The organism is Klebsiella sp. JB_Kp004 (assembly GCF_040065795.1).
In the GTDB taxonomy this organism is placed as follows: domain Bacteria; phylum Pseudomonadota; class Gammaproteobacteria; order Enterobacterales; family Enterobacteriaceae; genus Klebsiella; species Klebsiella quasipneumoniae.
Genome location: NZ_JBEAKW010000041.1, coordinates 24,691 through 50,346, shown reverse-complemented (window position 1 = coordinate 50,346; position 25,656 = coordinate 24,691). Strand labels below are relative to the sequence as shown.

28 protein-coding genes and 1 pseudogene are annotated in these 25,656 nt (G+C 58.3%); 17 read left to right on the top strand and 12 right to left on the bottom strand.

The window, feature by feature from the left end; all coding sequences use genetic code 11:
- The first annotated feature begins 2 nt into the window (after nt 1–2).
- On the top strand, nt 3–1,007 hold the full coding sequence (gene hflC, locus ABLX76_RS17710; RefSeq protein WP_004192484.1) for a protease modulator HflC: 1,005 nt from the start codon (nt 3–5) through the stop codon (nt 1,005–1,007).
- Between the two features lie 83 nt (nt 1,008–1,090).
- Here hflC and ABLX76_RS17705 read toward each other — a convergent pair whose 3' ends face one another.
- Nucleotides 1,091–1,381 (bottom strand): hypothetical protein, encoded by a 291-nt coding sequence (locus tag ABLX76_RS17705; RefSeq protein WP_023291715.1) that lies wholly within the window; start codon nt 1,379–1,381, stop codon nt 1,091–1,093.
- A 223-nt stretch (nt 1,382–1,604) separates the two neighbouring features.
- Between ABLX76_RS17705 and ABLX76_RS17700 the strand changes: the two genes are divergently transcribed.
- The 6 genes from ABLX76_RS17700 (at nt 1,605) to ABLX76_RS17675 (ending at nt 8,827) form a co-directional block, all read left to right on the top strand.
- Nucleotides 1,605–1,802, top strand: a complete 198-nt coding sequence (locus tag ABLX76_RS17700; protein WP_002885664.1) for a DUF2065 domain-containing protein — start codon at nt 1,605–1,607, stop codon at nt 1,800–1,802.
- A 102-nt stretch (nt 1,803–1,904) separates the two neighbouring features.
- Nucleotides 1,905–3,203: an adenylosuccinate synthase gene (locus ABLX76_RS17695; RefSeq protein WP_012543110.1), complete on the top strand. Its 1,299-nt coding sequence runs from the start codon at nt 1,905–1,907 to the stop codon at nt 3,201–3,203.
- A 150-nt stretch (nt 3,204–3,353) separates the two neighbouring features.
- Nucleotides 3,354–3,779 carry a nitric oxide-sensing transcriptional repressor NsrR gene (gene nsrR, locus ABLX76_RS17690; RefSeq protein ID WP_002885667.1) on the top strand — a complete coding sequence of 142 codons (426 nt, stop codon included), beginning with the start codon at nt 3,354–3,356 and terminating at the stop codon, nt 3,777–3,779.
- 36 nt (nt 3,780–3,815) lie between these two features.
- Complete coding sequence (gene rnr, locus ABLX76_RS17685) at nt 3,816–6,254, top strand: ribonuclease R (RefSeq protein WP_348874984.1); 2,439 nt, start codon at nt 3,816–3,818, stop codon at nt 6,252–6,254.
- A 79-nt stretch (nt 6,255–6,333) separates the two neighbouring features.
- Nucleotides 6,334–7,065 carry a 23S rRNA (guanosine(2251)-2'-O)-methyltransferase RlmB gene (gene rlmB / locus ABLX76_RS17680; RefSeq protein ID WP_002885669.1) on the top strand — a complete coding sequence of 244 codons (732 nt, stop codon included), beginning with the start codon at nt 6,334–6,336 and terminating at the stop codon, nt 7,063–7,065.
- Nucleotides 7,066–7,189: 124 nt separating this feature from the next.
- Nucleotides 7,190–8,827 (top strand): isovaleryl-CoA dehydrogenase, encoded by a 1,638-nt coding sequence (locus ABLX76_RS17675; protein ID WP_238874939.1) that lies wholly within the window; start codon nt 7,190–7,192, stop codon nt 8,825–8,827.
- On the opposite strand, the gene yjfN is transcribed toward ABLX76_RS17675, so the two are convergent.
- Complete coding sequence (gene yjfN, locus ABLX76_RS17670; RefSeq protein WP_004206450.1) at nt 8,818–9,093, bottom strand: DUF1471 family protease activator YjfN; 276 nt, start codon at nt 9,091–9,093, stop codon at nt 8,818–8,820. The two genes, ABLX76_RS17675 and yjfN, sit on opposite strands and share 10 nt — an antisense overlap.
- A gap of 137 nt (nt 9,094–9,230) precedes the next feature.
- Nucleotides 9,231–9,539, bottom strand: a complete 309-nt coding sequence (gene bsmA, locus ABLX76_RS17665) for a biofilm peroxide resistance protein BsmA (protein ID WP_023291718.1) — start codon at nt 9,537–9,539, stop codon at nt 9,231–9,233.
- Between the two features lie 209 nt (nt 9,540–9,748).
- Between bsmA and yjfP the strand changes: the two genes are divergently transcribed.
- Both yjfP and ABLX76_RS17655 read left to right on the top strand, forming a co-directional pair.
- Nucleotides 9,749–10,465 carry an esterase gene (gene yjfP, locus ABLX76_RS17660; protein ID WP_023291719.1) on the top strand — a complete coding sequence of 239 codons (717 nt, stop codon included), beginning with the start codon at nt 9,749–9,751 and terminating at the stop codon, nt 10,463–10,465.
- A gap of 16 nt (nt 10,466–10,481) precedes the next feature.
- Nucleotides 10,482–10,961, top strand: a pseudogene (locus tag ABLX76_RS17655) (L-ribulose-5-phosphate 4-epimerase); the annotation flags it as partial.
- Nucleotides 10,962–11,023: 62 nt separating this feature from the next.
- On the opposite strand, the gene ABLX76_RS17650 reads toward ABLX76_RS17655, so the two are convergent.
- Nucleotides 11,024–12,217 (bottom strand): MFS transporter, encoded by a 1,194-nt coding sequence (locus ABLX76_RS17650; RefSeq protein WP_023291728.1) that lies wholly within the window; start codon nt 12,215–12,217, stop codon nt 11,024–11,026.
- Nucleotides 12,218–12,393: 176 nt separating this feature from the next.
- Nucleotides 12,394–12,669: a DUF1471 domain-containing protein gene (locus ABLX76_RS17645; RefSeq protein WP_004206463.1), complete on the bottom strand. Its 276-nt coding sequence runs from the start codon at nt 12,667–12,669 to the stop codon at nt 12,394–12,396.
- Between the two features lie 341 nt (nt 12,670–13,010).
- Here ABLX76_RS17645 and rpsF point away from each other — a divergent pair, with 341 nt between their 5' ends.
- From rpsF to rplI, 4 genes are read left to right on the top strand one after another with little or no spacing between them, the layout of a single operon-like run.
- Nucleotides 13,011–13,406: a 30S ribosomal protein S6 gene (gene rpsF, locus ABLX76_RS17640; protein ID WP_008807174.1), complete on the top strand. Its 396-nt coding sequence runs from the start codon at nt 13,011–13,013 to the stop codon at nt 13,404–13,406.
- A 5-nt stretch (nt 13,407–13,411) separates the two neighbouring features.
- The gene (priB, locus tag ABLX76_RS17635; RefSeq protein WP_002885722.1) at nt 13,412–13,726 is read left to right on the top strand and encodes a primosomal replication protein N; all 315 of its coding nucleotides are present in this window, start codon (nt 13,412–13,414) and stop codon (nt 13,724–13,726) included.
- Nucleotides 13,727–13,730: 4 nt separating this feature from the next.
- The gene (gene rpsR, locus ABLX76_RS17630; RefSeq protein WP_000135199.1) at nt 13,731–13,958 is read left to right on the top strand and encodes a 30S ribosomal protein S18; all 228 of its coding nucleotides are present in this window, start codon (nt 13,731–13,733) and stop codon (nt 13,956–13,958) included.
- 41 nt (nt 13,959–13,999) lie between these two features.
- A complete protein-coding gene (gene rplI / locus ABLX76_RS17625; RefSeq protein ID WP_004206464.1) occupies nt 14,000–14,449 on the top strand; it encodes a 50S ribosomal protein L9 in 450 nt (149 codons plus the stop codon).
- Between the two features lie 108 nt (nt 14,450–14,557).
- Here rplI and ABLX76_RS17620 read toward each other — a convergent pair whose 3' ends face one another.
- Complete coding sequence (locus ABLX76_RS17620) at nt 14,558–15,232, bottom strand: LysM-like peptidoglycan-binding domain-containing protein (protein ID WP_023291729.1); 675 nt, start codon at nt 15,230–15,232, stop codon at nt 14,558–14,560.
- A 219-nt stretch (nt 15,233–15,451) separates the two neighbouring features.
- Between ABLX76_RS17620 and fklB the strand changes: the two genes are divergently transcribed.
- Nucleotides 15,452–16,072 carry an FKBP-type peptidyl-prolyl cis-trans isomerase gene (fklB, locus tag ABLX76_RS17615; protein WP_002886687.1) on the top strand — a complete coding sequence of 207 codons (621 nt, stop codon included), beginning with the start codon at nt 15,452–15,454 and terminating at the stop codon, nt 16,070–16,072.
- Nucleotides 16,073–16,377: 305 nt separating this feature from the next.
- Complete coding sequence (gene cycA / locus ABLX76_RS17610) at nt 16,378–17,781, top strand: D-serine/D-alanine/glycine transporter (protein WP_080901605.1); 1,404 nt, start codon at nt 16,378–16,380, stop codon at nt 17,779–17,781.
- Nucleotides 17,782–17,885: 104 nt separating this feature from the next.
- On the opposite strand, the gene ytfE is transcribed toward cycA, so the two are convergent.
- From ytfE to ABLX76_RS17590, 4 genes are all read right to left on the bottom strand, one after another.
- Nucleotides 17,886–18,548 carry an iron-sulfur cluster repair protein YtfE gene (ytfE, locus tag ABLX76_RS17605; protein ID WP_032454637.1) on the bottom strand — a complete coding sequence of 221 codons (663 nt, stop codon included), beginning with the start codon at nt 18,546–18,548 and terminating at the stop codon, nt 17,886–17,888.
- Nucleotides 18,549–18,630: 82 nt separating this feature from the next.
- Nucleotides 18,631–19,602: a DMT family transporter gene (locus ABLX76_RS17600; RefSeq protein WP_348874990.1), complete on the bottom strand. Its 972-nt coding sequence runs from the start codon at nt 19,600–19,602 to the stop codon at nt 18,631–18,633.
- A gap of 75 nt (nt 19,603–19,677) precedes the next feature.
- Complete coding sequence (locus tag ABLX76_RS17595; RefSeq protein WP_085551701.1) at nt 19,678–20,502, bottom strand: AraC family transcriptional regulator; 825 nt, start codon at nt 20,500–20,502, stop codon at nt 19,678–19,680.
- Nucleotides 20,503–20,580: 78 nt separating this feature from the next.
- Complete coding sequence (locus ABLX76_RS17590) at nt 20,581–21,429, bottom strand: SDR family oxidoreductase (protein WP_023291734.1); 849 nt, start codon at nt 21,427–21,429, stop codon at nt 20,581–20,583.
- A 90-nt stretch (nt 21,430–21,519) separates the two neighbouring features.
- Here ABLX76_RS17590 and ABLX76_RS17585 point away from each other — a divergent pair, with 90 nt between their 5' ends.
- On the top strand, nt 21,520–21,891 hold the full coding sequence (locus ABLX76_RS17585; RefSeq protein WP_032429258.1) for a helix-turn-helix domain-containing protein: 372 nt from the start codon (nt 21,520–21,522) through the stop codon (nt 21,889–21,891).
- 54 nt (nt 21,892–21,945) lie between these two features.
- Here the strand turns inward: ABLX76_RS17585 and cpdB are convergent, their stop codons facing one another.
- The gene (cpdB, locus tag ABLX76_RS17580) at nt 21,946–23,889 is read right to left on the bottom strand and encodes a 2',3'-cyclic-nucleotide 2'-phosphodiesterase (RefSeq protein WP_348874982.1); all 1,944 of its coding nucleotides are present in this window, start codon (nt 23,887–23,889) and stop codon (nt 21,946–21,948) included.
- A 192-nt stretch (nt 23,890–24,081) separates the two neighbouring features.
- On the opposite strand from cpdB, the gene cysQ reads away from it, so the two are divergent.
- Complete coding sequence (cysQ, locus tag ABLX76_RS17575; RefSeq protein WP_023291737.1) at nt 24,082–24,825, top strand: 3'(2'),5'-bisphosphate nucleotidase CysQ; 744 nt, start codon at nt 24,082–24,084, stop codon at nt 24,823–24,825.
- On the opposite strand, the gene ABLX76_RS17570 is transcribed toward cysQ, so the two are convergent.
- Nucleotides 24,815–25,372: a YtfJ family protein gene (locus ABLX76_RS17570; RefSeq protein ID WP_023291738.1), complete on the bottom strand. Its 558-nt coding sequence runs from the start codon at nt 25,370–25,372 to the stop codon at nt 24,815–24,817. The genes cysQ and ABLX76_RS17570 overlap by 11 nt on opposite strands.
- Nucleotides 25,373–25,656 lie beyond the last annotated feature (284 nt).

The following is a 25,656-nucleotide window of genomic DNA, read 5'->3' as shown; positions in this document are numbered from 1 at the left end:
CGATGCGTAAATCTGTTATCGCGATCATTGTCATCGTGCTGGTAGTGCTTTACATGTCAGTCTTTGTCGTGAAGGAGGGCGAGCGCGGTATCACGCTGCGTTTCGGTAAAGTTCTGCGCGACGACGAAAATAAGCCGCTGGTATATGCGCCAGGCCTGCACTTCAAGATCCCGTTTATCGAATCGGTGAAAATGCTGGATGCGCGTATTCAGACCATGGATAACCAGGCTGACCGTTTTGTCACCAAAGAGAAGAAAGACCTGATCGTCGACTCCTATATTAAATGGCGCATCAGCGACTTCAGCCGTTACTACCTGGCCACCGGCGGCGGCGACGTCTCCCAGGCAGAGGTGCTGCTGAAGCGTAAATTCTCTGACCGTCTGCGTTCTGAAATCGGCCGTCTGGATGTGAAAGACATCGTCACCGACTCCCGTGGCCGTCTGACGCTGGAAGTGCGTGATGCGCTGAACTCAGGGTCGGCCGGTACGGAAGACGAGGTTAGCACGCCGGCAGCTGACGACGCGATTGCCAAAGCGGCAGAGCGCGTGGAAGCTGAAACCAACGGCAAAGTGCAGGTGATCAACCCGAACAGTATGGCGGCGCTGGGTATTGAAGTCGTCGACGTGCGTATCAAGCAGATCAACCTGCCGGCGGAAGTGTCGGAAGCGATCTACAACCGTATGCGCGCGGAGCGTGAAGCGGTTGCTCGTCGCCACCGTTCACAGGGTCAGGAAGAGGCGGAAAAACTGCGCGCGACCGCGGACTATGAAGTCACCAAGACGCTGGCGGAAGCCGAGCGCCAGGGCCGTATCCTGCGTGGTGAAGGCGATGCGGAATCGGCAAAACTGTTTGCCGACGCGTTCAGCCAGGATCCGGGCTTCTATTCCTTTATTCGTAGCCTGCGCGCCTATGAGAAGAGCTTCCAGAGCAATCAGGATGTCATGGTCCTGAGCCCGGATAGCGATTTCTTCCGCTATATGCGTTCACCGGATTCGGTGCGTAAATAAGTCGAAGATGACAGTAACCTACAGTGGTTAATGCAAAAAGGCGCCTGAGACAGGCGCCTTTTTTTATGCTACGACGGCGTGAATTAGTTGCCGAGCAGCTTGTTCAGCAGGCCGCCGATCACCGGCAGGCTCGCCAGCGTACTCTCGATGGTGCCGCCGATAGATGAGCCAACGCTTTCGCCCAGGGTTTTGCCCAGGTCCGGCGCCAGATCGGCCAGATTAATGGTGCCAAGCAGCGGCAGGTTGATGCTCAGGGCATCGGTGCCCATCGTCCATACGGCGGCGCCGACCTTGCTACCTAAGGAGGCCAGGCCATCCTGTAACCAACCTGCGCCGCTCACATTTTCGATTTCAAATGCGGTTAATTCTCTCATGATAATCTTCCTGATTATGTAGACGTACCGGGTTGTAGTACGCGACGGCATAGTTACAGTTTAAAAAATATCCATCAATACAATTAGTTGTGAATTATGTTTCACTTTGCTGGTTCATAATGAAGCTGAAATACGGGACAATGTGAAATGAGTGAATGAATTCACTGTGCTGGCCGATGACGCCTGCGAAGGCGGCGATGATACTTTTCAATTAGGGTTGACGATGAACTCCACCATTTGGCTGGCGCTGGCGCTGGTTTTAGTACTCGAAGGGCTTGGCCCGCTACTTTATCCGCGCGCCTGGCGCAAGATGGTCGCCAGCCTGAGCCAGCTCCCGGATAATTTATTGCGGCGCTTTGGCGGCGGACTTGTGGTTGCCGGGATTGTGATCTACTACATGTTGAGGAAATCGATTGGCTGATCAAAAAGTGGTCGGATTTGCCTTATTTTGGATGCAAAAAGTGCTGTAACTCTGAAAAAGCGATGGTAGAATCCATTTTTAAGCAAACGGTGATTTTGAAAAATGGGTAACAACGTCGTCGTACTGGGCACCCAATGGGGTGACGAAGGTAAAGGGAAGATCGTCGATCTCCTGACAGAACGGGCTAAATATGTTGTGCGCTACCAGGGTGGTCACAACGCCGGCCATACTCTCGTAATCAACGGTGAAAAAACCGTTCTCCATCTTATTCCATCAGGCATTCTGCGTGAAAACGTCACCAGCATCATCGGTAACGGCGTCGTGCTGTCTCCGGCTGCGCTGATGAAAGAGATGAAGGGCCTGGAAGACCGTGGTATCCCGGTTCGCGAGCGTCTGCTGCTCTCTGAAGCCTGCCCGCTTATCCTTGACTATCACGTGGCGCTGGACGTGGCGCGTGAAAAAGCGCGCGGCGCGAAGGCGATCGGCACCACCGGTCGCGGCATCGGCCCGGCTTACGAAGATAAAGTCGCTCGTCGCGGTCTGCGCGTTGGCGATCTGTTCGATAAAGCAACCTTCGCCGATAAACTGAAAGAAGTGATGGAATATCACAACTTCCAGCTGGTGAACTTCTACAAAGCAGAAGCCGTTGACTACCAGAAAGTGCTGGACGATGTGATGGCGATTGCCGACATCCTGACCGGCATGGTGGTAGACGTTTCCGACCTGCTGGATCAGGCGCGTAAACGTGGCGATTTCGTGATGTTCGAAGGCGCGCAGGGCACGCTGCTGGATATCGACCATGGTACTTATCCGTACGTAACCTCTTCCAACACCACCGCGGGTGGCGTGGCGACCGGCTCCGGCCTGGGCCCGCGTTATGTGGATTACGTTCTGGGTATCATCAAAGCTTACTCGACTCGCGTAGGCGCGGGTCCGTTCCCGACCGAGCTGTTTGATGAAACCGGCGAGTTCCTCTGCAAGCAGGGTAACGAATTCGGCGCCACCACTGGTCGTCGTCGTCGTACCGGCTGGCTGGACGCCGTCGCGGTTCGTCGCGCGGTGCAGATTAACTCCCTGTCCGGCTTCTGCCTGACTAAACTGGACGTCCTCGACGGCCTGAAAGAAGTGAAAATCTGCGTTGGCTACCGTATGCCGGATGGCCGCGAAGTGACCACCACTCCGCTGGCAGCCGACAACTGGGAAGGTATCGAGCCTATCTACGAAACCATGCCGGGCTGGTCTGAAACCACCTTCGGCGTGAAAGAGCGCAGCGGCCTGCCGCAGGCAGCGCTGAACTACATCCAGCGTATTGAAGAGCTGACCGGCGTTCCGGTTGATATCATCTCTACCGGTCCAGACCGTACCGAGACCATGATTCTGCGCGACCCGTTCGACGCATAATCACTCGCAAGGGGCGCCGTTCGGGCGCCCTTGTTTTTGCTGTTCGCCCGCCCCATTTTAAATAAATTAGCGGCCTGAGCGCTGGCTGGTTTATCATCAATAATAATGATGTCGCTCGACATACCCTGTTTTCTTTTCCCTGAGGTTTATGTGCAGTTAACGAGTTTCACCGATTACGGACTACGGGCGCTGATTTATATGGCGTCGCTGCCGGAAGGACGGATGACCAGTATCTCGGAAGTGACCGAGGTCTATGGCGTCTCCCGTAATCATATGGTTAAAATAATCAATCAGTTAAGTCGCATGGGCTACGTAACTGCCGTGCGGGGGAAGAACGGGGGCATTCGCCTCGGCAAACCAGCAGGACAGATCCGCGTCGGTGACGTGGTGCGCGACCTTGAACCCTTATCGCTGGTCAACTGCAGCAGCGAGTTTTGCCACATTACACCAGCCTGTCGTTTGAAACAGGCGCTAGCTGAAGCCGCGCAGAGTTTTCTCAAGGAACTGGATAACTATACGCTGGCTGATTTGGTTGAGAAGAATCAACCGCTTTATAAATTATTGCTGGTGGAGTGACGCCACTCTGCCGGAGATGACAACGGAGGAACCGATATGTCACAAGATCCATTCCAGGAACGCGAAGCTGAGAAGTACGCGAACCCAATCCCGAGCCGGGAATTTATCCTCGAACATTTAACTAAACGGGAAAAGCCTGCCAGCCGCGATGAGCTGGCCATCGAGTTAAATATTGAGGGCGAAGAGCAAACCGAAGCGCTGCGCCGCCGCCTGCGCGCGATGGAGCGCGACGGTCAGCTGGTCTTCACCCGCCGTCAGTGCTATGCGCTGCCGGAGCGCCTTGATCTCCTCAAAGGAACCGTTATCGGCCACCGTGATGGCTATGGTTTCCTGCGCGTTGAAGGGCGCAAAGACGATCTCTACCTGTCGTCAGAGCAGATGAAAACCTGTATTCATGGCGACCAGGTGCTGGCCCAACCGCTGGGCGCGGACCGCAAGGGCCGCCGCGAAGCGCGCATTGTCCGCGTCCTGGTGCCGAAAACCAGCCAGATTGTTGGCCGCTACTTTACCGACGCTGGCGTCGGCTTCGTCGTCCCGGACGACAGTCGCCTGAGCTTCGATATCCTGATCCCGCCGGAAGAGATCATGGGCGCGCGGATGGGCTACGTGGTGGTGGTCGAGCTGACCCAGCGCCCGACCCGCCGCACCAAAGCCGTGGGGAAAATCGTCGAAGTGCTGGGCGACAACATGGGTACCGGCATGGCCGTCGATATGGCGCTGCGCACCCATGAAATTCCATACGTCTGGCCGCCGGCGGTAGAAAACCAGGTTTCCGGCCTGAAAGAGCAGGTGCCGGAAGAGGCGAAAGCCGGGCGCGTCGATCTGCGCTCCCTGCCGCTGGTCACCATTGACGGCGAAGATGCCCGCGACTTCGATGACGCGGTGTACTGCGAGAAGAAACGCGGCGGCGGCTGGCGCCTGTGGGTAGCCATTGCCGACGTCAGCTACTACGTGCGTCCGGGGACGCCGCTGGACGCTGAAGCGCGCAGCCGCGGAACCTCGGTCTACTTCCCGTCGCAGGTGGTGCCGATGCTGCCGGAAGTGCTGTCTAACGGTCTGTGCTCGCTGAACCCGCAGGTCGATCGCCTGTGCATGGTGTGCGAGATGACGATTTCGTCAAAAGGCCGTCTGACCGGTTATAAATTCTATGAAGCGGTGATGAGTTCACATGCTCGCCTGACCTATACCAAGGTGTGGCATATGCTGCAGGGCGACCAGGAGCTGCGTGAGCACTACGCGCCGCTGGTGAAGCATATTGAAGAACTGCATAACCTCTACAAGGTGCTCGATGGCGCCCGCGAAGAGCGCGGCGGTATCTCATTTGAAAGTGAAGAAGCTAAATTCATCTTCAACGCCGAGCGCCGTATCGAGCGTATCGAACAGACCCAGCGTAACGATGCGCACAAGCTGATTGAAGAGTGCATGATCCTGGCGAACATCTCCGCTGCGCGCTTCGTTGAGAAGGCGCAGGAGCCGGCGCTGTTCCGTATTCACGATAAGCCGAGCACCGAGGCGATTACCGCGTTCCGCAGCGTGCTGGCGGAGCTGGGTCTGGAACTGCCGGGCGGCAACAAGCCGGAGCCGCGCGATTACGCCGAACTGCTGACCTCCATCGCCGATCGCCCGGATGCGGAAATGCTGCAGACGATGCTCCTGCGGTCGATGAAGCAGGCGGTCTACGATCCGGAAAACCGCGGCCACTTTGGCCTCGCGCTGCAATCCTATGCCCACTTCACCTCGCCGATCCGTCGTTACCCGGATCTGTCGCTGCACCGCGCCATCAAATATCTGCTGGCCAAAGAGCAGGGGCATAAAAGCAATAGCACGGATACCGGCGGCTGGCACTACAGCATGGAAGATATGCTGCAGCTGGGCGAGCACTGCTCGATGACCGAACGTCGCGCCGATGAAGCGACGCGCGAAGTCTCCGACTGGCTGAAGTGTGACTTCATGCAGGATCAGGTAGGCAATATCTTCTCCGGGGTTATCGCCAGCGTGACCGGCTTTGGCTTCTTCGTTCGTCTCAACGATCTGTTTATCGACGGCCTGGTGCATGTTTCCTCCCTCGATAACGACTACTATCGTTTCGACCAGGTGGGGCAGCGTCTGATCGGCGAGTCCGGCGGGCAGACCTATCGCCTGGGCGACCGCGTGGAAGTCCGTGTGGAAGCGGTCAACATGGACGAGCGTAAAATCGACTTTACCCTGATCTCCAGCGAGCGCGCGCCGCGTAATGTCGGCAAAACCGCCCGTGAGAAAGCGAAAAAGAGCACCTCCGGCAAACCGGGCGGCCGTCGTCGTCAGGTTGGTAAGCAGGTGAACTTCGAGCCGGACAGCGCGTTCCGCAAAGAAAAAGACCAGGCGAAAGCGAAGCCGAAAGGCGAGAAGAAAGCGAAAAAACCGTCGGCGAAAACGCAGAAAATCGCCGCCGCGACCAAAGCCAAGCGCGCGGCAAAGAAGAAGAGCGCCGAGTGATTGACCACCCTTCACTCTGAAGTCTGCTGACGCAGGACGGGGTGAAGGGCGGATAACAGAACCTAAAACGAGTACATCAATGAGTGAAATGATTTACGGCATCCATGCGGTGCAGGCACTGCTGGAGCGCGCACCTGAGCGTTTTCAGGAAGTTTATATTCTGAAAGGCCGTGAGGATAAGCGCCTGCTGCCGCTGATCCACGCGCTGGAAGCGCAGGGCGTGGTGATTCAGCTGGCCAACCGCCAGTTCCTCGATGAGAAGAGCGAAGGCGCGGTACACCAGGGGATCATTGCCCGTGTGAAGCCGGGGCGTCAGTATCAGGAGAACGATCTGCCGGATCTGCTGGCGCAGCTCGATCAGCCGTTCCTGTTGATCCTTGACGGCGTGACCGATCCGCATAACCTCGGCGCCTGCCTGCGCAGCGCCGATGCTGCCGGCGTGCACGCGGTGATTGTGCCGAAAGATCGTTCCGCGCAGCTGAATGCGACGGCGAAGAAAGTGGCCTGCGGCGCGGCGGAGAACGTCCCGCTGATCCGCGTCACCAACCTGGCGCGCACCATGCGCCTGCTGCAGGAGGAGAACGTCTGGATCGTCGGAACCGCAGGTGAAGCCGACCATACGCTGTTCCAGAGCAAAATGACCGGGCCGATGGCGCTGGTGATGGGCGCGGAAGGCGAAGGTATGCGCCGCCTGACCCGCGAGCACTGTGATGAGCTGATCAGCATCCCGATGGCGGGCAGCGTCTCCTCGCTGAACGTCTCGGTGGCCACTGGCATCTGCCTGTTTGAGGCGGTACGCCAGCGCAGCTAAGCTGATCCGCTGACGGAACTGAAAAGCCATCCTCCGGGATGGCTTTTTTGTGACCGCTCTCGCGGGCGAGTATCTCCCTGGATAACCATACTTATGGTTATCGCCATTGATGGAGGGAGACACGATGCACTGGCAAACGCACACCGTTTTTAATCAACCGACCCCGCTGAATAACAGCAATCTGTTCCTGTCCGATACCGCCCTGCGTGAAGCGGTGGTCCGTGAAGGCGCCGGCTGGGATGGCGATCTGCTCGCCAGCATTGGCCAGCAGCTGGGGACCGCAGAATCGCTGGAGCTGGGACGCCTGGCCAACAGCAACCCGCCGGAGCTGCTGCGCTATGACGCCACCGGCGCCCGACTGGACGACGTTCGCTTCCACCCCGCCTGGCACCTGCTGATGCAGGGGCTGTGCGCGAACCGGGTGCATAATCTCGCCTGGCAGGAGGAGGCCCGTGAAGGCGCGTTTGTCGCGCGCGCCGCTCGCTTTCTGCTCCACGCCCAGGTAGAGGCCGGAACGCTGTGCCCGATTACCATGACCTTCGCCGCGACGCCTCTGCTGCAGCACGCCCTGCCTGCGCCTTTTGGCGACTGGCTGTCGCCGCTGCTGAGCGACCGTTACGATCCCCACCTCGCGCCGGGCGGCCAGAAGCGCGGCCTGCTGATTGGCATGGGGATGACCGAGAAGCAAGGGGGCTCCGATGTGCTGAGCAATACCACCCGCGCGGAGAAAACGGCGGAAGGGTTTTACCGGCTGGTGGGACACAAATGGTTCTTCTCGGTGCCGCAGAGCGATGCCCACCTGGTGCTGGCCCAGGCGCCTGCGGGCCTGTCGTGCTTCTTTGTGCCGCGCCTGCTGCCCGACGGACAGCGCAACGGCGTGCGGCTGGAGCGCTTAAAAGAGAAGCTCGGTAACCGCTCCAATGCCAGTAGCGAAGTGGAGTTTTATGACGCCTGCGGCTGGCTGGTGGGCGAAGAGGGCGACGGCGTGCGGCAGATCCTCAGGATGGGCGGCCTGACCCGCTTTGACTGCGCGCTGGGTAGCCATGCCCTGATGCGCCGGGCCTTCTCGGTGGCGCTGTATCATGCGTTACAGCGCCAGGCGTTCGGTAAAAATCTGGTCGATCAACCGATGATGCGCCAGCTGCTGGGGCAAATGGCGCTCCGTCTTGAAGGACAAATCGCGTTCCTGTTTCGTCTGGCGCGGGCCTGGGACCGTCGGGATGATGCCCGGGAAAGCGCCTGGGCGCGTCTGTTTACGCCTGCGGCCAAGTTTGCCATCTGCAAGGCCGGCATCCCGTTCGTCGCTGAGGCGATGGAAGTCCTGGGAGGGATCGGCTATTGCGAGGAGAGTGAGCTGCCGCGGTTGTATCGCGAGATGCCGGTCAACAGCATCTGGGAAGGCTCCGGCAATATTATGTGCCTCGATGTGATGCGGGTGCTGAGCAAGCAGCCGGCGGCGATGGAGCTGCTGGCCGCGGAGTGTGCGGAGGTGAAAGGACAGAACCGCCATCTCGACCGCGCATGGCGTCAGCTGCAGCAATTGCTGAAACGACCCGCCGAAGAGCAGGGCAGAGAGATTGCCCGGCTGGTCTATCGTCTGGGGGCGGGGGCGCAGATGCTGCGTTTCGCTTCGCCGCCGCTGGCCGAAGCCTGGTGCCGGATGATGCTCGACACGCGCGGCGGCATACGTCTTGACGCGCCGACCCTCGACGACCTGCTGCTGCGGGCCATGGGGCGCGGGCGCCAGGCGCCTCAGGCGTAGAGAATGGCCTGCACGCGCCAGCTGTCCGGCTGTTGTTCCTCGTACATCTGAATAATGCGATACCAGGAGGCGCCTTGCTCGTCCGCTTTGCGGGCAATGGCGTGCTCCACATCCTGTTGACTGCCGGAAAGATTAGCGACGGAGATCAGACCGATTTCATTCAGGCCGGTGACGCAATCCGCGCTGGCGAATTCGGCTGACTGCGCGGAGGTGTTGGCCGTCGCAGTGGTTAACAGCAGGCTGGATAGGGTAAAAGATCGTTTCATCGTCAGCTCCATTTCACGTAGTCCCAAGGGCAGTCCGTTGCTAACGTCCTGCCAGGTGGCTGGCCGAACGTTATTATGCACAGGAGAACGTGAATGGACGCAAAGCTGTGTAAAGCAGATTTAAAGACGCCGCCTCGTCATCGACGATAGAGGATCGCCTGCGAATACCACTGGCCGGGTACCATGGTGTCATCGATCATGATGATGACGTAGTAATCGGCTTTGGCCGCTTCTGCTTTGGCCTTCAGCGCCGCTTCGACATCCATCGGCGAACCGTACATCAGTACGCTCACCGTGGCCATTTTCTGCAGGCCAGCCGTCTGGTTGCGCTGGATCTCCTGCGGATGGTCGGTGGCGGGCGGCGGGGCTTCCGGCGTTCCCTGCAGAGCGCTACACCCGCTGAGGACGATAGCCAGTAACCACGGACAAAACCTGCGCATAACCATATCTCGTTTCCTGATAGTGATAGTGTAGTGGTAGCCTTAACAGGATTTCCGGGGAATGTTCCCGAACTGTTATCTCTGACGCGATTTTCGAATGAAAATGTTGTGAAAGCGTAACCGGGTTCTCAACATTATGAATCGTAGCAAACGGGGTTGCCTGGTGAATGCATTTTCCCATGCCGCCTAACCACCATAGAGAAGGGAGACGATAAATGATTGCACTAGAAATGCGCAACCTCGGCGGTGGCGAAATTTTGCATGCCTGCCCGCAGGAGAGTCTGGATAAGCCACTGCCCTGTATCGTCTTTTATCATGGCTTTACTTCGTCAAAACTGGTTTACAGCTACTTTGCGGTGGCGCTGGCCCAGGCGGGTTTCCGGGTGATTATGCCGGACGCGCCGGAGCATGGCGCGCGCTATCACGGTGATGAGACCGGGCGGATGCAGCGCTTCTGGCCGATCCTGCAGCAGAATTTCAGAGAGTTTCCCGCGCTGCGCGAGGCGATTATCGCCGAAGGCTGGCTGGAAGGAGAGCGACTGGCGGTGGCGGGGGCGTCGATGGGGGGAATGACGGCCCTGGGTATCATGACGCATCATCCCGAGCTGAACAGCGTCGCCTGCCTGATGGGGTCGGGCTATTTTCGTTCGCTGTCGCAAACCCTGTTTCCCTCGCCTGGCTTTGATGGCGACAGCCTCAGCGAGTGGGATGTCAGTCATCAGCTGGCGTCGCTCGCCCGGCGGCCGCTGCTGCTCTGGCATGGCGATGCCGACGATGTGGTGCCGCCGGCAGAGACCTTCCGGCTTGAGCAGGCGCTCAGGCAGAGCGATCTTGCCGCCAGGCTGACCTGCGTCTGGCAGAAAGGCGTCCGCCATCGCATCACCCCGGAGGCGCTGGCCACGACGGTCGCCTTTTTCCAGCAGCATCTTTAAACGCGGATCACGCTGACGTCCCTCCTCTGATACCGCTACCCATCTGGCGCTCTATCGCCGTTATCCCGGCCTTGGCGGGGTGGTGCATACCCATTCGACGCACGCTACCGCCTGGGCGCAGGCGGGGCTGGCGATCCCGGCGCTCGGCACCACCCATGCGGACTACTTTTTCGGCGATATCCCTTGCACCCGGGCGCTTAGCGCGCAGGAGGTGGATGAGGGCTACGAGCTGAACACCGGGAAGGTGATTATCGAAACGCTGGGCGAGGCAAACCCGTTGCATACGCCGGGGATCGTCGTCTATCAGCACGGGCCGTTCTCCTGGGGGAAAGACGCCCACGAGGCGGTGCACAATGCGGTGGTGATGGAAGAGGTGGCGCGCATGGCGTGGATTGCCCGCGGCATTAATCCGCGGCTGCAGCCGATTGACAGCTGGCTGATGGAAAAACATTTTCTGCGTAAACACGGGCCGAACGCCTACTACGGGCAGAAGTAAACGACGCGCTCCGGGGCTTTCACCGTCACGGTAAAGCAACTGGTCTGGCCCCGGAGCCGTTTTTAGCCCTGACGATAAGCCGACGGCATAGCGCGCATGCCGATGAGCGTGACCACGCAAATTATCGCGCCAGCGTAAAACGTCGAAGCGGCGCCGAAGGTTTCCCACAGCACGCCTGCGCCGGTACTGGCCAGCAACAGCGCCAGGCCGCTCATCAGGTTGAACATACCGAACGCCGTGCCGCGTAGCGCCGGCGGCGCCGTATGGGCGACCATCGCCGCCAGCAGCCCCTGGGTCATCCCCATATGAATTCCCCACAGCGCGACCCCGACCAGCAGCGTGCTCCAGTGGGCGCTGAGGGCCAGCACGATATCGGCGAGGATCAGCACCAGCAGTCCCCACTGCAGCAGTTTGCTGTGGCTCATGCTGTCAGAGAGCTTGCCGAACGGGTAGGCCGTAACGCTGTAGACCAGGTTCATCGCCACCATTACCAGCGGAATGGTAAACAGCGGGATCTCCATCTGCTGGGCGCGCAGCACCAGAAAGGCTTCGCTGAAGCGGGCGAGGGTGAAGATGCTGCCGATGGCGACCACCCACCAGTAGGCGGCGGAGAGCTTTTGCAGATTTTCGCGCTTCAGCGGATTACTGCGTTGATGGTCGATGGCGGATTTTGGCTCCTGCAGGCCAAAACCCAGCAGGAGAATAGAGAGCACGGCGGGAATAACCGCCACCCAGAATATAGCGTGAAAATCGTTGGCCCAGATAAACATCAGCAGCACCGCCAGCAGCGGGCCGAGAAAGGCGCCAACGGTATCCAGCGCCTGACGTAGCCCGTAGGCGGCGCCGCGGATCTCCGGTGGGGTGACGTCGGCGACCAGCGCGTCGCGCGGCGCGCCGCGAATGCCTTTGCCTACGCGGTCGATCATGCGGGCGCTAAACACCACGCCGGCGGTCGGGGCGATGGCAAACAGCGGCTTGCTGAGCGCGCCCAGGCCGTAGCCCAGCAGCGCCAGCCCTTTGCGCTTACCGACGTAGTCGCTGATCGCGCCGGAGAAGATTTTCAGGATCAGGGCGGTGGCTTCCGCCAGCCCCTCGATAAGACCGATGATAATCACGCTGGCGCCGAGGGTGGTGGCCATAAACAGCGGTAAGAGACTGTGGATCATCTCGGACGACACATCCATCAGCAGGCTGACGCCGCCGAGCACCCAAACGCCTTTGGGGATGCGGCCTAAGGTGGCGAAACGCGGAACCATCAATCACTCCTGAATATCAAATGGCGAGTGGCTGATTAAATCAGGTTGCGATGACGCTGATAAGTTGATTTATAAAATTATTCTCAATTGCGTTTAGCCGCTGGCCTTGCTTCGCCCCTCGCGAGGAGAGGCGAAGAATGGGCCCTCGCGAGGAGAGGCGAAGAATGGGCCCGACATTAGCGGTAAATCACCGCGCTGGCGCGAAGCGGGCCGTTGGTTTCTGGTTCGTGCATCAGGATGGGCTGAAAATATTTCGCCCCCTGCGCATCGCTCAACTGGCTAAGGGCCTGTTCGGCCTCGTGCTCAGTGGCCATATTGTGATTGATATAGATAACGCCGAGGCTCTGCACATCGTCCATGTTGCGGGCCTGTCGTTCGGTGATTTGGATAGCTGCCAACGCGTTGGCGCTGAAGAAAAGCGCAGCCATCATGGCGATGATTTTCAGTTTCATATACTACGCTCCTGACTGACAGTCCTGACGCTGACTCGGGGCTCTCCTGTGGTCATTGGGTTTCTGATTTAAGTGTAATCGCTGATTGAACGGCGTATCGCGACCTTTTCTGATGCAGTTGTTCAAAAAAATGCCGCTTCCTTTGCTGGTTAATTTTAAATCACCCACTTAGCGCCACTTGGCGCTTAGTGCGAATTATTTGTGCAAATGCGCTTGTGTTCCTGGGGGGCCGCCATTAGAATGACGCGTCAATTTTTCAGCCGCCCTTTAACACGTTCCTTGCCTCCATGGGCCGCGGCTGACCCAGACAGGAGGCTGAATAATCCGTAAGGAGCAATTCGATGCGTCATTACGAAATCGTTTTTATGGTCCATCCTGACCAGAGCGAACAGGTTCCGGGCATGATCGAACGTTACACTGGTGCAATCACTGCAGCAGCAGGTACGATCCACCGTCTGGAAGACTGGGGCCGCCGTCAGCTGGCTTATCCGATCAACAAACTGCACAAAGCTCACTACGTTCTGCTGAACGTTGAAGCGCCGCAGGAAGCGATCGATGAGCTGGAAACTAACTTCCGCTTCAACGACGCCGTTATCCGCAGCATGGTAATGCGTACTAAGCACGCTGTTACCGAAGCATCTCCGATGGTTAAAGCGAAAGACGAGCGCCGTGAGCGTCGCGAAGATTTCGCCAACGAAACCGCAGATGATTCTGAAGCTGGGGATTCTGAAGAGTAATCCTGATGACCAACCGTCTGGAGCTGTCCGGCATTATTTGCAGGACTCCACTTCGTAAGGTCAGCCCGTCAGGAATTCCTCACTGCCAGTTCGTGCTTGAGCATCGTTCAGTGCAGGAGGAAGCCGGTTTTCACCGGCAGGCATGGTGTCAAATGCCCGTTATTATTAGCGGTCACGAGAACCAGGCCATTACTCACAGTATAACGGTCGGTAGCGCAGTAACCGTTCGAGGGTTCATCTCTTGCCATAAGGCAAAGAACGGCTTGAGCAAAATGGTTCTGCATGCCGAGCAGATTGAATTGATAGATTCTGGAGACTAGCCATATGGCACGTTATTTCCGTCGTCGCAAGTTCTGCCGTTTCACCGCGGAAGGCGTTCAAGAGATCGACTATAAAGATATCGCTACGCTGAAAAACTACATCACCGAAAGCGGTAAGATTGTCCCGAGCCGTATCACCGGTACCCGTGCAAAATACCAGCGTCAGCTGGCTCGCGCTATCAAACGCGCTCGCTACCTGTCCCTGCTGCCGTACACTGATCGTCATCAGTAATCGGTCACGGTCCATTAATACGACTTTGAGAGGATAAGGTAATGCAAGTTATTCTGCTTGATAAAGTAGCAAACCTGGGTAGCCTGGGTGATCAGGTTAACGTTAAAGCGGGCTATGCTCGTAACTTCCTGGTCCCGCAGGGTAAAGCTGTTCCTGCTACCAAGAAAAACGTTGAATTCTTCGAAGCACGTCGCGCTGAACTGGAAGCCAAACTGGCTGACGTTCTGGCAGCTGCTGAAGCTCGTGCTGCGCAGATCAACGCCCTGGAATCCGTAACCATCGCGTCTAAAGCTGGCGACGAAGGTAAACTGTTCGGTTCCATCGGTACTCGCGACATCGCTGACGCTGTCACTGCAGCAGGCGTTAAAGTTGCTAAGAGCGAAGTTCGCCTGCCGAACGGCGTTCTGCGTAACGTTGGCGAGCACGAAGTGGACTTCCAGGTTCACAGCGAAGTTTTCGCTAAAGTTATCATCAACGTGGTTGCTGAGTAATCGGCCTCTGACGTTCTGGTAACAACAAATCGCCGGCCTTGTGCCGGCGTTTTGCTTTTTAGCGCCCTTCATTTTGCGGCGGCGTAACGCTCGCTGTCGTCTTCGCTGCTAGCGCGCACGCACAAAGCTGCCGTTCGACTGGCGGGTAAACAGCACCTGCTGTCCGTTGCCGGTATCAATAGTGAGCCCGGTGACCACGCCGTTGGCGTTCTGCCGAATCTGCACCGTCTGTCCGCTCTGCAACGTGCTTAATGGTTTACCTGCGCCTTCAACCTGCGCCATGGCGTAAACGTCGGTGGCCGGCAGCCCATGATCGCGGAACAGCTGGGCCAGGGTTTTGCCTGACTCGATGCGATAGGTCCGCCATTGCTGTTCAATACCCGGCGCGGACTGCTGCGATGAGGATTGATAGGGCTGGGAGGCGGCGGGCTGCTGCGTCTGCGCCTGATCCGGCTGCTCATCCTGAATCGGCTCCGGGGCGACCGGCGCCATCTGGTCGGCATCGCTCACGGTAGGCGTATTGGTGATCGGCGGCAGCGGAACGGCCTGATTGCCGCCAGCTTGCGGTTGGGACTGCGACTGCAGATTCAGGTTTGCTTCACGGCTGGTGGACGCCGGGTTTTGGCTATCGTCTGAGGGAAGCAGAATGCCGATAATCACCAACAGGAAGCCAGCGATAATTCCCCGGCGGTGCATCGGGGGCAGTGGGTCCAGGAGGCGAAAATGATCCGGGGCGTGCCAGATTTTCGCCAGGGTAGATGTCAGTTCAAAGCGCCCGGGCATGGCTTTCCTCCTGCTCCGCATATTTTTATCCTGCCTATGAGTATAGATGGCTAACGTCCTGATGACCGGAACAAAGTGAAGTTAACCTGATGCCGCCTATTGTTTCTTTTTCGCTGAGATTTGTCATCATCCGCCGACAAAGTTTTACCCATTTCGCTATGGCTGTTATGCTTCCGGACGCTTTTCTCTTGATGTTTATCACCCAAAAAAGGAACAAAGATGGCAACCCCAACTTTTGACACTATCGAAGCGCAGGCAAGTTACGGTATCGGCTTGCAGGTTGGACAACAGCTGAGCGAATCCGGCCTGCAGGGGCTGCTGCCGGAAGCGTTGGTGGCGGGTATCGCCGATGCGCTGGAAGGTAACCAGCCGCAGGTGCCGGTAGAAGCCGTCCACCGTGCGCTGCGTGAAATCCACGAGCGCGCCGACGCCGTGCGTCGCGAGCGTTTCCAGGCGATGGCCGCTGACGGCCAGAAATACCTTGATGAAAACCGCGAGAAAGAGGGTGTGAACAGCACCGAGTCCGGTCTGCAGTTCCGCGTGCTGACCCAGGGCGAAGGCCCGATCCCGGCCCGTACCGACCGCGTACGCGTGCACTACACCGGTAAACTGATCGACGGCACCGTCTTCGACAGCTCCGTCGCCCGCGGCGAACCGGCAGAGTTCCCGGTGACCGGCGTAATCGGCGGCTGGATTGAAGCGCTGACCCTGATGCCGGTAGGTTCCAAATGGGAACTGACCATCCCGCACAACCTGGCCTACGGCGAGCGCGGCGCTGGCGCGTCGATCCCTCCGTTCAGCACTCTGATCTTCGAAGTTGAACTGCTGGATATTATCTAAACAGCAGAGGCTTCCTCTTCCCCGGCGGCGGGGGAAGCCACAAAAATAGCGTAAAATCCTTAAGTTAAAAATTAATTGGAATTATGTTTTGCATTCATCGCGTATGGGTGTATTTTTGTGAGCTATTTCGCGTTAGATGAGTGATATAACACTCACTTTAAACATAAAATTAACATTATATCTAAATCATAGTATTCATCCCTCCGATTCTTACCTAATATCGACTAGCCCTTGCTGGGGTTAATGACAGACGACAGGCCATCAGAGCCTGAACAACACAGACAGGTACAACAGGAAGAAATCACATGGTAGATCAGGTTAAAGTCGCTGCTGTCGAGCAGGAGCCGACTGAACAATCGCTACGGCGAAATCTCACAAACCGACATATTCAGCTGATTGCAATTGGCGGGGCGATCGGCACTGGATTATTTATGGGTTCTGGCAAAACCATCAGCCTTGCCGGGCCATCCATTATTTTTGTTTATATGATTATCGGTTTTATGCTGTTTTTCGTTATGCGAGCCATGGGCGAATTACTGCTGTCGAACCTCGAATATAAATCCTTCAGCGATTTTGCGGCCGATCTGCTGGGGCCGTGGGCGGGCTACTTTACCGGCTGGACCTATTGGTTCTGTTGGGTCGTCACCGGAATGGCGGACGTAGTGGCGATCACCGCCTACGCGCAGTTCTGGTTTCCCGGACTCTCCGACTGGGTCGCGTCGCTGGCGGTGATCCTGCTGCTGCTGGGCCTGAACCTCGCCACCGTTAAAATGTTTGGCGAAATGGAGTTCTGGTTCGCGATGATCAAAATCGTCGCCATCGTGGCACTGATCGTGGTCGGCCTGGTGATGGTCATGATGCATTTCAAATCGCCGACCGGCGTCGAAGCCTCTTTCGCCCATCTGTGGAATGACGGCGGCTGGTTCCCGAAAGGGCTGAGCGGCTTCTTCGCCGGCTTCCAGATTGCGGTATTCGCCTTCGTGGGGATTGAGCTGGTCGGTACCACCGCGGCTGAAACCAAAGACCCGGAAAAATCCCTGCCGCGAGCGATTAACTCCATCCCGCTGCGTATCATTATGTTCTACGTCTTCGCGCTGATTGTGATTATGTCGGTGACGCCGTGGAGCTCCGTGGTGCCGAGCAAGAGCCCGTTCGTTGAGCTGTTCGTGCTGGTTGGTCTGCCGGCGGCGGCGAGCCTGATTAACTTCGTGGTGCTGACTTCCGCAGCCTCATCGGCCAACAGCGGCGTCTTCTCCACCAGCCGTATGCTGTTCGGTCTGGCGCAGGATGGTCAGGCGCCGAAGATGTTCGCCAAGCTGTCGAAGCGTGCGGTGCCGGCGAAGGGCTTAACCTTCTCCTGCATGTGCCTGCTGGGCGGTGTGGTGATGCTGATGGTCAACCCGAGCGTGATCGCCGCGTTCACCATGATCACCACGGTGTCGGCGATCCTGTTCATGTTCGTCTGGACCATTATCCTTTGCTCTTATCTGGTCTACCGTAAACAGCGTCCGCAGCTGCACGAGAAGTCCAAATATAAGATGCCGCTGGGCAAATTAATGTGCTGGGTGTGCATGGCCTTCTTCGTCTTCGTACTGGTGCTGTTGACCCTCGAAGATGACACCCGTGAAGCGCTGATGGTCACCCCGCTGTGGTTCGTTCTGCTGGGTGCGGGCTGGCTGTTTGCCGGCAAAAAACGTCTGGCGAAATAAAAGAACATTTTAACGTTGCTTGCAACGGACCGTCATAAAAAAGGCCACCCGGAGTGGCCAAATAAGACGGACAATGTCGAGGGCGCCTGCGGGCGCCTTTTTCGTTATTCTCCTGCGAGGGCACGCGGGAACAGCACGTTATTTTCCAGGCTGATGTGCTCCATCAGATCGTCAATCATCTCGTTGATACCGTTATACATCGCTTTCCAGGTGGTGCACGCTTCCGGCGGCGGCGTCACGTTATGGGTGATATGTTTGATCACCTCCAGCAGTTCACCCGCTTCGTCATGCTCGCTTTCCATCACGCTGATGGGGCCCCCGGCCTGGGCGCCCATCCCCTGTTTGATCATCGGGAACAGGATCTGCTCCTCTTTCATCATGTGGCTGGAGAGCTCCTGCTGCAGCATGGTCAGGTACTTCGTCAGCCCTTTCGGCACGTTCGGTTTATCGGCATGGACCCGTTCCACCTTGGTGGCCTGCAGGATCAGCTCCGGCAGCTGTTCGCGGTGCCGATCATGATAGCGAACGATGATATGGTCGATAATCTCCGCGAGAGGCGCCGCGCGCCAGTCGTGGGTGACGGGCTGCTCGGCCAGTTTCGCCAGCTCGGCTTCGATCACCGCGACATCCAGCGCTTTACGCGATGCGGCGCGCGCCAGCGTCTGTTTGCCGCCGCAGCAGTAGTCCATATCGTATTGACGGAACAGGGCGGAGGCGCGGGGGATGGTGAGCGCCAGCTCGCCTAAAGGTTGGTCACGGAAAGCCATAGCAGTTACCTCGTCATCAGGAATATAAGGTGCATTTTAAATGCATCTTTATGGCGAGGGAATACCCCTTAAGAGGGCCCGGCTACTTTTTTTCGTGCGTCAGCGGTTGCAACGTCGGTTTGTCCGGCCTGGCGCGTACGGCGGAGACCACGCCGAGCACCAGCAGCAGGATACCGCTCAGGGTCAGCAGCGGTGGTAAACTTTGCCGCAACAGAAAGGTATACAGTAGCCCGGCCAGGGTTTCGAAAACGATAAGCGGCCCGAGGATCACCGTCGGCAGCCGTTGACTGGCAATATTCCAGCACAGCGCGCCGACCCATGAGCAGAGCACCGCGATGGCCAGCATCAGCGTAATGAACACCGCCGGGCGCGGGCCGAAGGGCAGGGGGAACCCGGCCTGCTGACCGTGCAGCCAGGCGCAGGCGGCGAGATAACCGGCCAGCGAAACCGGAAGCGTCACCAGCGCCTGAGCAGTAGCCCACATCATCGGCGGTTGATGCGGATTCTCCCGCAGCCAGCGGGCGTTGCGCAGCGCATACCAGGCCCAGCAGACCACCGACCCCAGCGCCAGCGCAATGCCGGAGCCGTAGCGCCACGGACTAAAATCAGGCAACCCCTGGCGCAGTTCCGCGACGTTAACGCAGATCAGGCCGATGGCGATGCAGACCAGCGCCGGAAACAGGCGCCGCCACGGCAGCTTTCCGTCGCGCTGGCTGTAGAGCAGATTGGCGAAGACCGGCAATACCACCGGCAGCGTGCCGATAATCATGGTGGAGACCGGCGCCCCGGTGCGCTGAATGGCGCTGGCCAGACAGACGTAATAGATAAGATTTCCCATCATCGTCAGACCCAGCGCGGTCCACCAGTCGTTCCGGCTCAGCTGGCGCAAACGCGCGCGCCCGAGCCATGCCAGTGGCAGGGCGATCAGACCCAGCGCCAGATAGCGTCCCATCGACTGGAGCATCGCCGGATACTCGGGCACCAGCAAAGGCCCGACAAAGATTAATCCCCACATCAGCCCCGCCAGCAGGGCGTACAACACACCACTAATCATCATTGCATCCATTGTCATCACGGTTGTCTGCAGTGTAGAAGGAGGGGGGGCGGGAATATTGTATGAGATTGCGCATCAGCGCCTGGCGACCTGCTTCTGATAGCGTACCGGCGTAATGCCGTAACGCTGGGTGAAGGCGCGGGTCAGATGAGACTGGTCGGTAAGGCCGACGGCTATCGCCACCTCGGCGGCGGGCATGCCGTGGGTGAGAAACGCCTTGGCGCGCCACAGGCGGATGGCCATCAACATCTGATGGGGCGTCACATGATAGTGGGCTTTAAACTGGCGCTGAAAGTGGTACGGGCTAAGCGTCGCCACCTGAGCCAGCTCGTCGAGGGTGATGGGGCGCATATAGTTATCGTGCAGGTAGTCGCGCACGCGGTCGAAGCGATGTCCTGTCTCGCCCTGCGCCGAGGCATGGTGGGCCAGAGGGCGGAAGGTGTCGATGAGGTCGAGCAGCATTCCCTGCTGGGCCAGCGCATCGTCGCTGTGCCACAGGCCATATATTAGCTGGCCAATCCGCCGGGACCGCAGGGGATCCTCGCGGACCACCTCGCTGAACCACCAGTCGCGCACCCCGGTGATGGCCTCCAGACGGTCCGGCTCCAGATAAATCATCCTGTAGCGCCAGCCGTCGGCGGTTTCCGCTTCGCCGGTGTGCAGCTCGTCGGGATTCATGGTAACAATGGCGTTCGCGGCGGCGATATGCTGGCTGCCACGGTAGCGAAAGCGCTCGGCGCCTTGCTCAATCACGCCAATGCCGAAGGCTTCGTGAGTATGAGGTTCAAAGGCGTAGCGGGAGATATGGGCGTGGTAAAGCTCCACCCCGGGCAGCTGTTCGAGATGGCGAAAGCGCGCACGATCTTTTTCATCACTAAATTGGGGTGGTACGCCCTGCATGCCTGCCTCCCGACGGTTGATCTCTTCAATATGAGAGAGGAACCGCCGGGACGCAACCGCAAAAGCTGAGAGGGGCGGTTACAGCATGCCTTTCACGCTTTCGGCAAGGGAAGTGGTCGGACGGCCGATCAATGTACTCAGGGTGTGGCTGTCGTCAAACAGCCCGCCTTTCGAGGCGCCGACGTCGGAGTCCGCCAGCATATCCGCCAGACCCGCCGGCAGGCCGACGCTTTTCAGCGCGGCGGCGAAGTCGGCTTCGCTGAGGTTCTGATAGACCACGTTTTTCCCGCTGTGCGTGCTCAGCTCGGCAGCCAGGTCGCTCAGCGTCCAGGCGTTATCGCCCGCCAGTTCGTAAACTTTCCCTGCATGGCCTTCACCGGCGATAACGCGGGCGGCCGCGGCGGCATAATCCGCGCGGGTAGCGGAGGCAATTTTACCTTCGCCGGCGGCGCCGATAAACACGCCGTGCTCCAGCGCCGGCGGCGCGCTGGCCAGATAGTTTTCGGTATACCAGCCATTGCGCAGCAGGGCGTAAGCGATGCCAGAGTCGGCCAGCATCTGCTCGGTTTCAATATGCTCTGCGGCCAGGCCCAGCGGCGAAGTGTCGGCGTGCAGCAGGCTGGTATAGGCGATGAATGTCACCCCAGCGGCTTTGGCGGCGTTGATGACGTTGCGGTGCTGTACGGCACGCTGGCCGACTTCGCTGGAGGAGATTAACAGCAGTTTATTCACACCCTGCAGCGCGGCGGTCAATGCCGCTTCGTCGCTATAGTCGGCCTGGCGGACGACGACGCCCTGCTGGCTGAGCGCCTGGGCTTTGGCCGGGTTGCGGACAATCGCCACAATCTGGCTGGCAGGAACGGTTTTAAGCAGGTCTTGCAGAACGTAGTGGCCAAGCTGGCCGGTGGCACCGGTAAGGGCGATCATGGGGCTTCTCCTTCGTGTTTATTGGCAGTTGTGGTAAGCTAACACCTTAACTAACTTTTAGTAAGTACGTACAAAAAGGTAAGTATGAAAATGGCCGAACCGACGCTGAGCGATAAACTGCGCAACGGCAATCTGTTTGCGGAACAGTGCCCGTCGCGCGATGTGCTTAAACATGTCACCAGCCGCTGGGGCGTGTTGATTCTGGTGGCGCTGCGCGAGGGGACCCATCGCTTCAGCGATCTGCGGCGCAAAATGGGCGGGGTCAGCGAAAAGATGCTGGCGCAGTCGCTGCAGGCCCTGGAGCAGGATGGTTTTATCGACCGCGTCTCTTATCCGGTGGTGCCGCCGCACGTTGAATATAGCCTGACGCCGCTCGGTCTGCAGGTGAGCGATAAGGTGGCCGCCCTGGCGGACTGGATCGAGGTTAATCTGCCCGCGGTGCTGGCGAGCCACGGGGAGTGAAAATGTATCACTCCCTGTAGCCCCGGTAAGCGCAGCGCCACCGGGGAACAGGCATTACTGACTCAAATCCAGCTGATAAATGGCGAAGCCGATATCATCGGCGGCCATCTGGCGCATCGGATACTGGGCTTTCTCTTTGATAAACGCCGTGGCTTTGTCGCCAGGCGAGGTCTCAAAACGAATATCCAGCGGTGTCTTACTGTGGATCGGCGCCAGGCGCCAGTTGTTATCCGCCGCCGGATGGATCGCGCCATCCTTCTTCGATTGCGCGCCAATCCACGCCGCCAGCACCGAACGGTTTTCATCCGGTGAGGCAAAGGCGATATGGCTTTCGCCGGTGCCGGCGAATTTACCGCCGTAAGCGCGATAGTTATTGGTGGCGACCAGGAAAGTGGCCTGCGGATCGACCGGTTTGCCATTGAAGGTCAGGCCCTTGATGCGCTCTGCCTGCGGATGGATCATCTGGCACTCGCCGTCGTAGCGGGCCGGCTGGCTAACGTCGATCTGGTAGTTCACCCCGTCAATCACGTCGAAGTTATAGGTGCGGAAGCCGTCCCAGTTGATCAGCGACTGCGGCTTGCTGCTGGCCGGGTCTATCTGGTTAAACTGCCCGGCGGAGCACTCAAGCCACTCCTTGACCTCCTTCCCGCTGACCTTCATCACCACCAGGGTGTTGGGGTAGAGATAGAGGTCGGCGGCGTTGCGGAAGGTGAGCTGGCCTTTTTCCACTTCCACGAAGCTCGCCGGATCGTTTTTACGCCCGCCGACTTTAAACGGCGCGGCGGCGGAGAGCACCGGCAGTTTCGCCAGATCCGGGTCGCCCTGAATGTAGTGTTCGACGTAGGCTTTTTGCGCCATGTTGACCACCTGCACCGTCGGGTCGTCCTGCACCAGCGCCAGATAGCTGTACATGTTGTCGGCGGACTTGCCGATCGGCTGACTGACGAACTCGCGAGTGGCGTCGTGATCGGCTTTCAGCACCGCCACCAGCTTGCCGTCTTCCGCCGCCAGCGATTTCTTCGCCACCGCGTCGTAGATTGGCCGCGCTTCCGCTTTACTCTGAGTCACCTGCCATTTTCCGCTGTCGTTGTTCAGCACCAGATCGACCACCCCGAGGTGATCGCCCCACATTCCCGGCATTACCGCCGGCACGCCGTTCAGCGTCCCTCTGGCGATATCCGCGCCTTTAATGTTGGCGAAGTCTTTGCCGGGGAACACCGCATGGGCGTGGCCGAACATGATGGCGTCAACGCCGGGCAGCTGGCTTAAGTAGTAGACCGAGTTCTCGGCCATCGCCTGATACGGGTCGGCGGAGAGGCCGGAGTGCGCGACCACCACGACCACGTCAGCGCCTTTCGCCCGCATCTCCGGGATATATTTGCGCGCGGTTTCGGTAATGTCGTTGACCGTCACTTTGCCGCTAAGATTGGCTTTATCCCAGGTCATGATCTGCGGCGGCACAAAGCCGATATAGCCGATGCGCAGGGTATGGGATTGACCGTCGCTGTCCTGAACCGGGGTGTCCTGGATCAGGTAGGGGGTGAACAGCGGTTTGCCGGTTTTGGCATCGATGATATTGGCGTTCACGTAGGGGAATTTCGCCCCCGCCAGCGCTTTGTGCAGGAAGTCGAGGCCGTAGTTGAATTCATGGTTGCCCAGGTTGCCGACGGCATAATTCAGGGTGTTCATCGCCTTATACACTGGATGAACATCGCCCTCTTTCAGCCCCTTAGCGGCCATGTAGTCGCCCAGCGGGCTCCCCTGGATTACATCCCCGTTATCCACCAGTACGCTGTTTTTCGCTTCTGCCCGCGCCTGTTCGAGCAGGGTGGCGGTACGCACCAGGCCGAATTTCTCCGTGGCGGCATCTTTGTAATAGTCAAAGTCCATCATATTGCTGTGCAGATCGGTGGTTTCCATGATCCGCAGGTCGACCGTTGCGGCGCTGACGCTGGCGGCGATCAGCGTGGCCAGGAGCGTTGCGCTAAACTTAATCATCAGAGGCGTCCTTTTTTTATGAGCGATAGCACAGAAGAAAATGTATTTATATTCTGTTGCTTACAGAAATGTGAATCTTGCCAGAAAAGTGGGCAGCGAAACCGCCATCGTTATCACAGATAGCGGAACTTGCGGTGATGCGATATAAATAAAACAACGAGTTAACGCCACTGTAACCAGACGAGGTGGAGAATGTTAGAACAAGTATGTCAGCTTGCACGGAACGCGGGCGATGCCATCATGGAAGTTTACGATGGAAACCAACCGATCAACGTCGCCAGCAAGAAAGATGATTCTCCGGTCACGGCGGCGGATATCGCGGCGCATAAAGTCATTGTCAGCGGCCTGCAGGCGCTGGATGCCACCATTCCTGTTTTGTCGGAAGAGGACCCGCCGGCCTGGGAAGTGCGTCAGCACTGGCAGCGCTACTGGCTGGTCGACCCGCTGGACGGCACCAAAGAATTTATTAAGCGTAACGGCGAGTTCACCGTCAATATCGCGCTGATTGAAAACGGCAAGCCGACGCTGGGCGTGGTCTACGCGCCGGTGATGAAGGTGATGTACAGCGCGGAAAAAGGCAAAGCCTGGAAAGAAGAGTGCGGCGTGCGCAAGCAGATCCAGGTCCGCGATGCCCGTCCGCCGCTGGTGGTGATCAGCCGCTCCCATGGCAACGATCCCGAGCTGCAGGAGTACCTTGAGCAGCTGGGCGAGCACCAGACCACCTCTATCGGCTCCTCGCTGAAGTTCTGCCTGGTGGCGGAAGGTCAGGCCCAGCTCTATCCGCGCTTCGGGCCGACCAGCACCTGGGACACCGCCGCCGGCCATGCGGTCGCGGTCGCCGCCGGGGCGCATGTTCACGACTGGCAGGGGAAAACCCTCGACTACACGCCGCGTGAATCCTTCCTCAACCCCGGCTTCCGGGTCTCTATTTATTAAGCAGCTTACGCAGCAGGTCGATCACCTGCTGCACCTCCTGCTGGGTGAGCGCGCCGTCTTTGGCCCACTGTACGCGCCCGCTCTTATCCAGCACCACAATCGCGGAGCTCTTCTCGTCCAGCTGCCAGGCTTTCCGCACCAGCCCGTTGCTGTCGACGATAAATTGCGACCACGGGAAGAGCTGTTTATTACTCTCGATACTGTTGCGCACGAACATGCCGGTGCCCGGGATGGCATCGTCGGTATTGACAATGGTGGTGGTCTGATAGCGATCGTGTGGGAAGCTCGCCGCTTTAATCGCCTCGATCAGGTTGGCATTTTTCTCTTTTGCTGACGAGCGACCAGCGATGTGCTGGATGACTCGCACTTTTCCCACCAGCTGCGAGCTATTCCAGTTTTTATAGCTAAACTTATCATTATCCAGAATAAGTTCGCCCCGATCCGCGACGCCGACCGGCGCCACGCGCTGGCCGTCGACAAAGTTATGCGCTGAGGCCAGCAGCGGGAAGAGGAGTAACGAGGCGGCCAGTATGCTACGTAGGGTCATGCGGAATCCTTAATCATTTTTGTGCAGGTGATCCGACCACTTGGTCTCGCTTAATGATAAGTGCGATTGGCGACGATTACCCGCAATGAGGATGCCAGTTTGCGTGTTGACGCACAAATTAGTCGAAAAACGGCGACTTATACTTACTTCATCGTATGTCCGAAACGAAAATTCTGAATTATTGTCATCAAACGGTAAATAAACTTATACACACTGGGTCCCTCTGAGATTGTGGACTATAGTTTTAGGGCATTAAAATTTGCGCTCCCGATACGTGGGCTAAC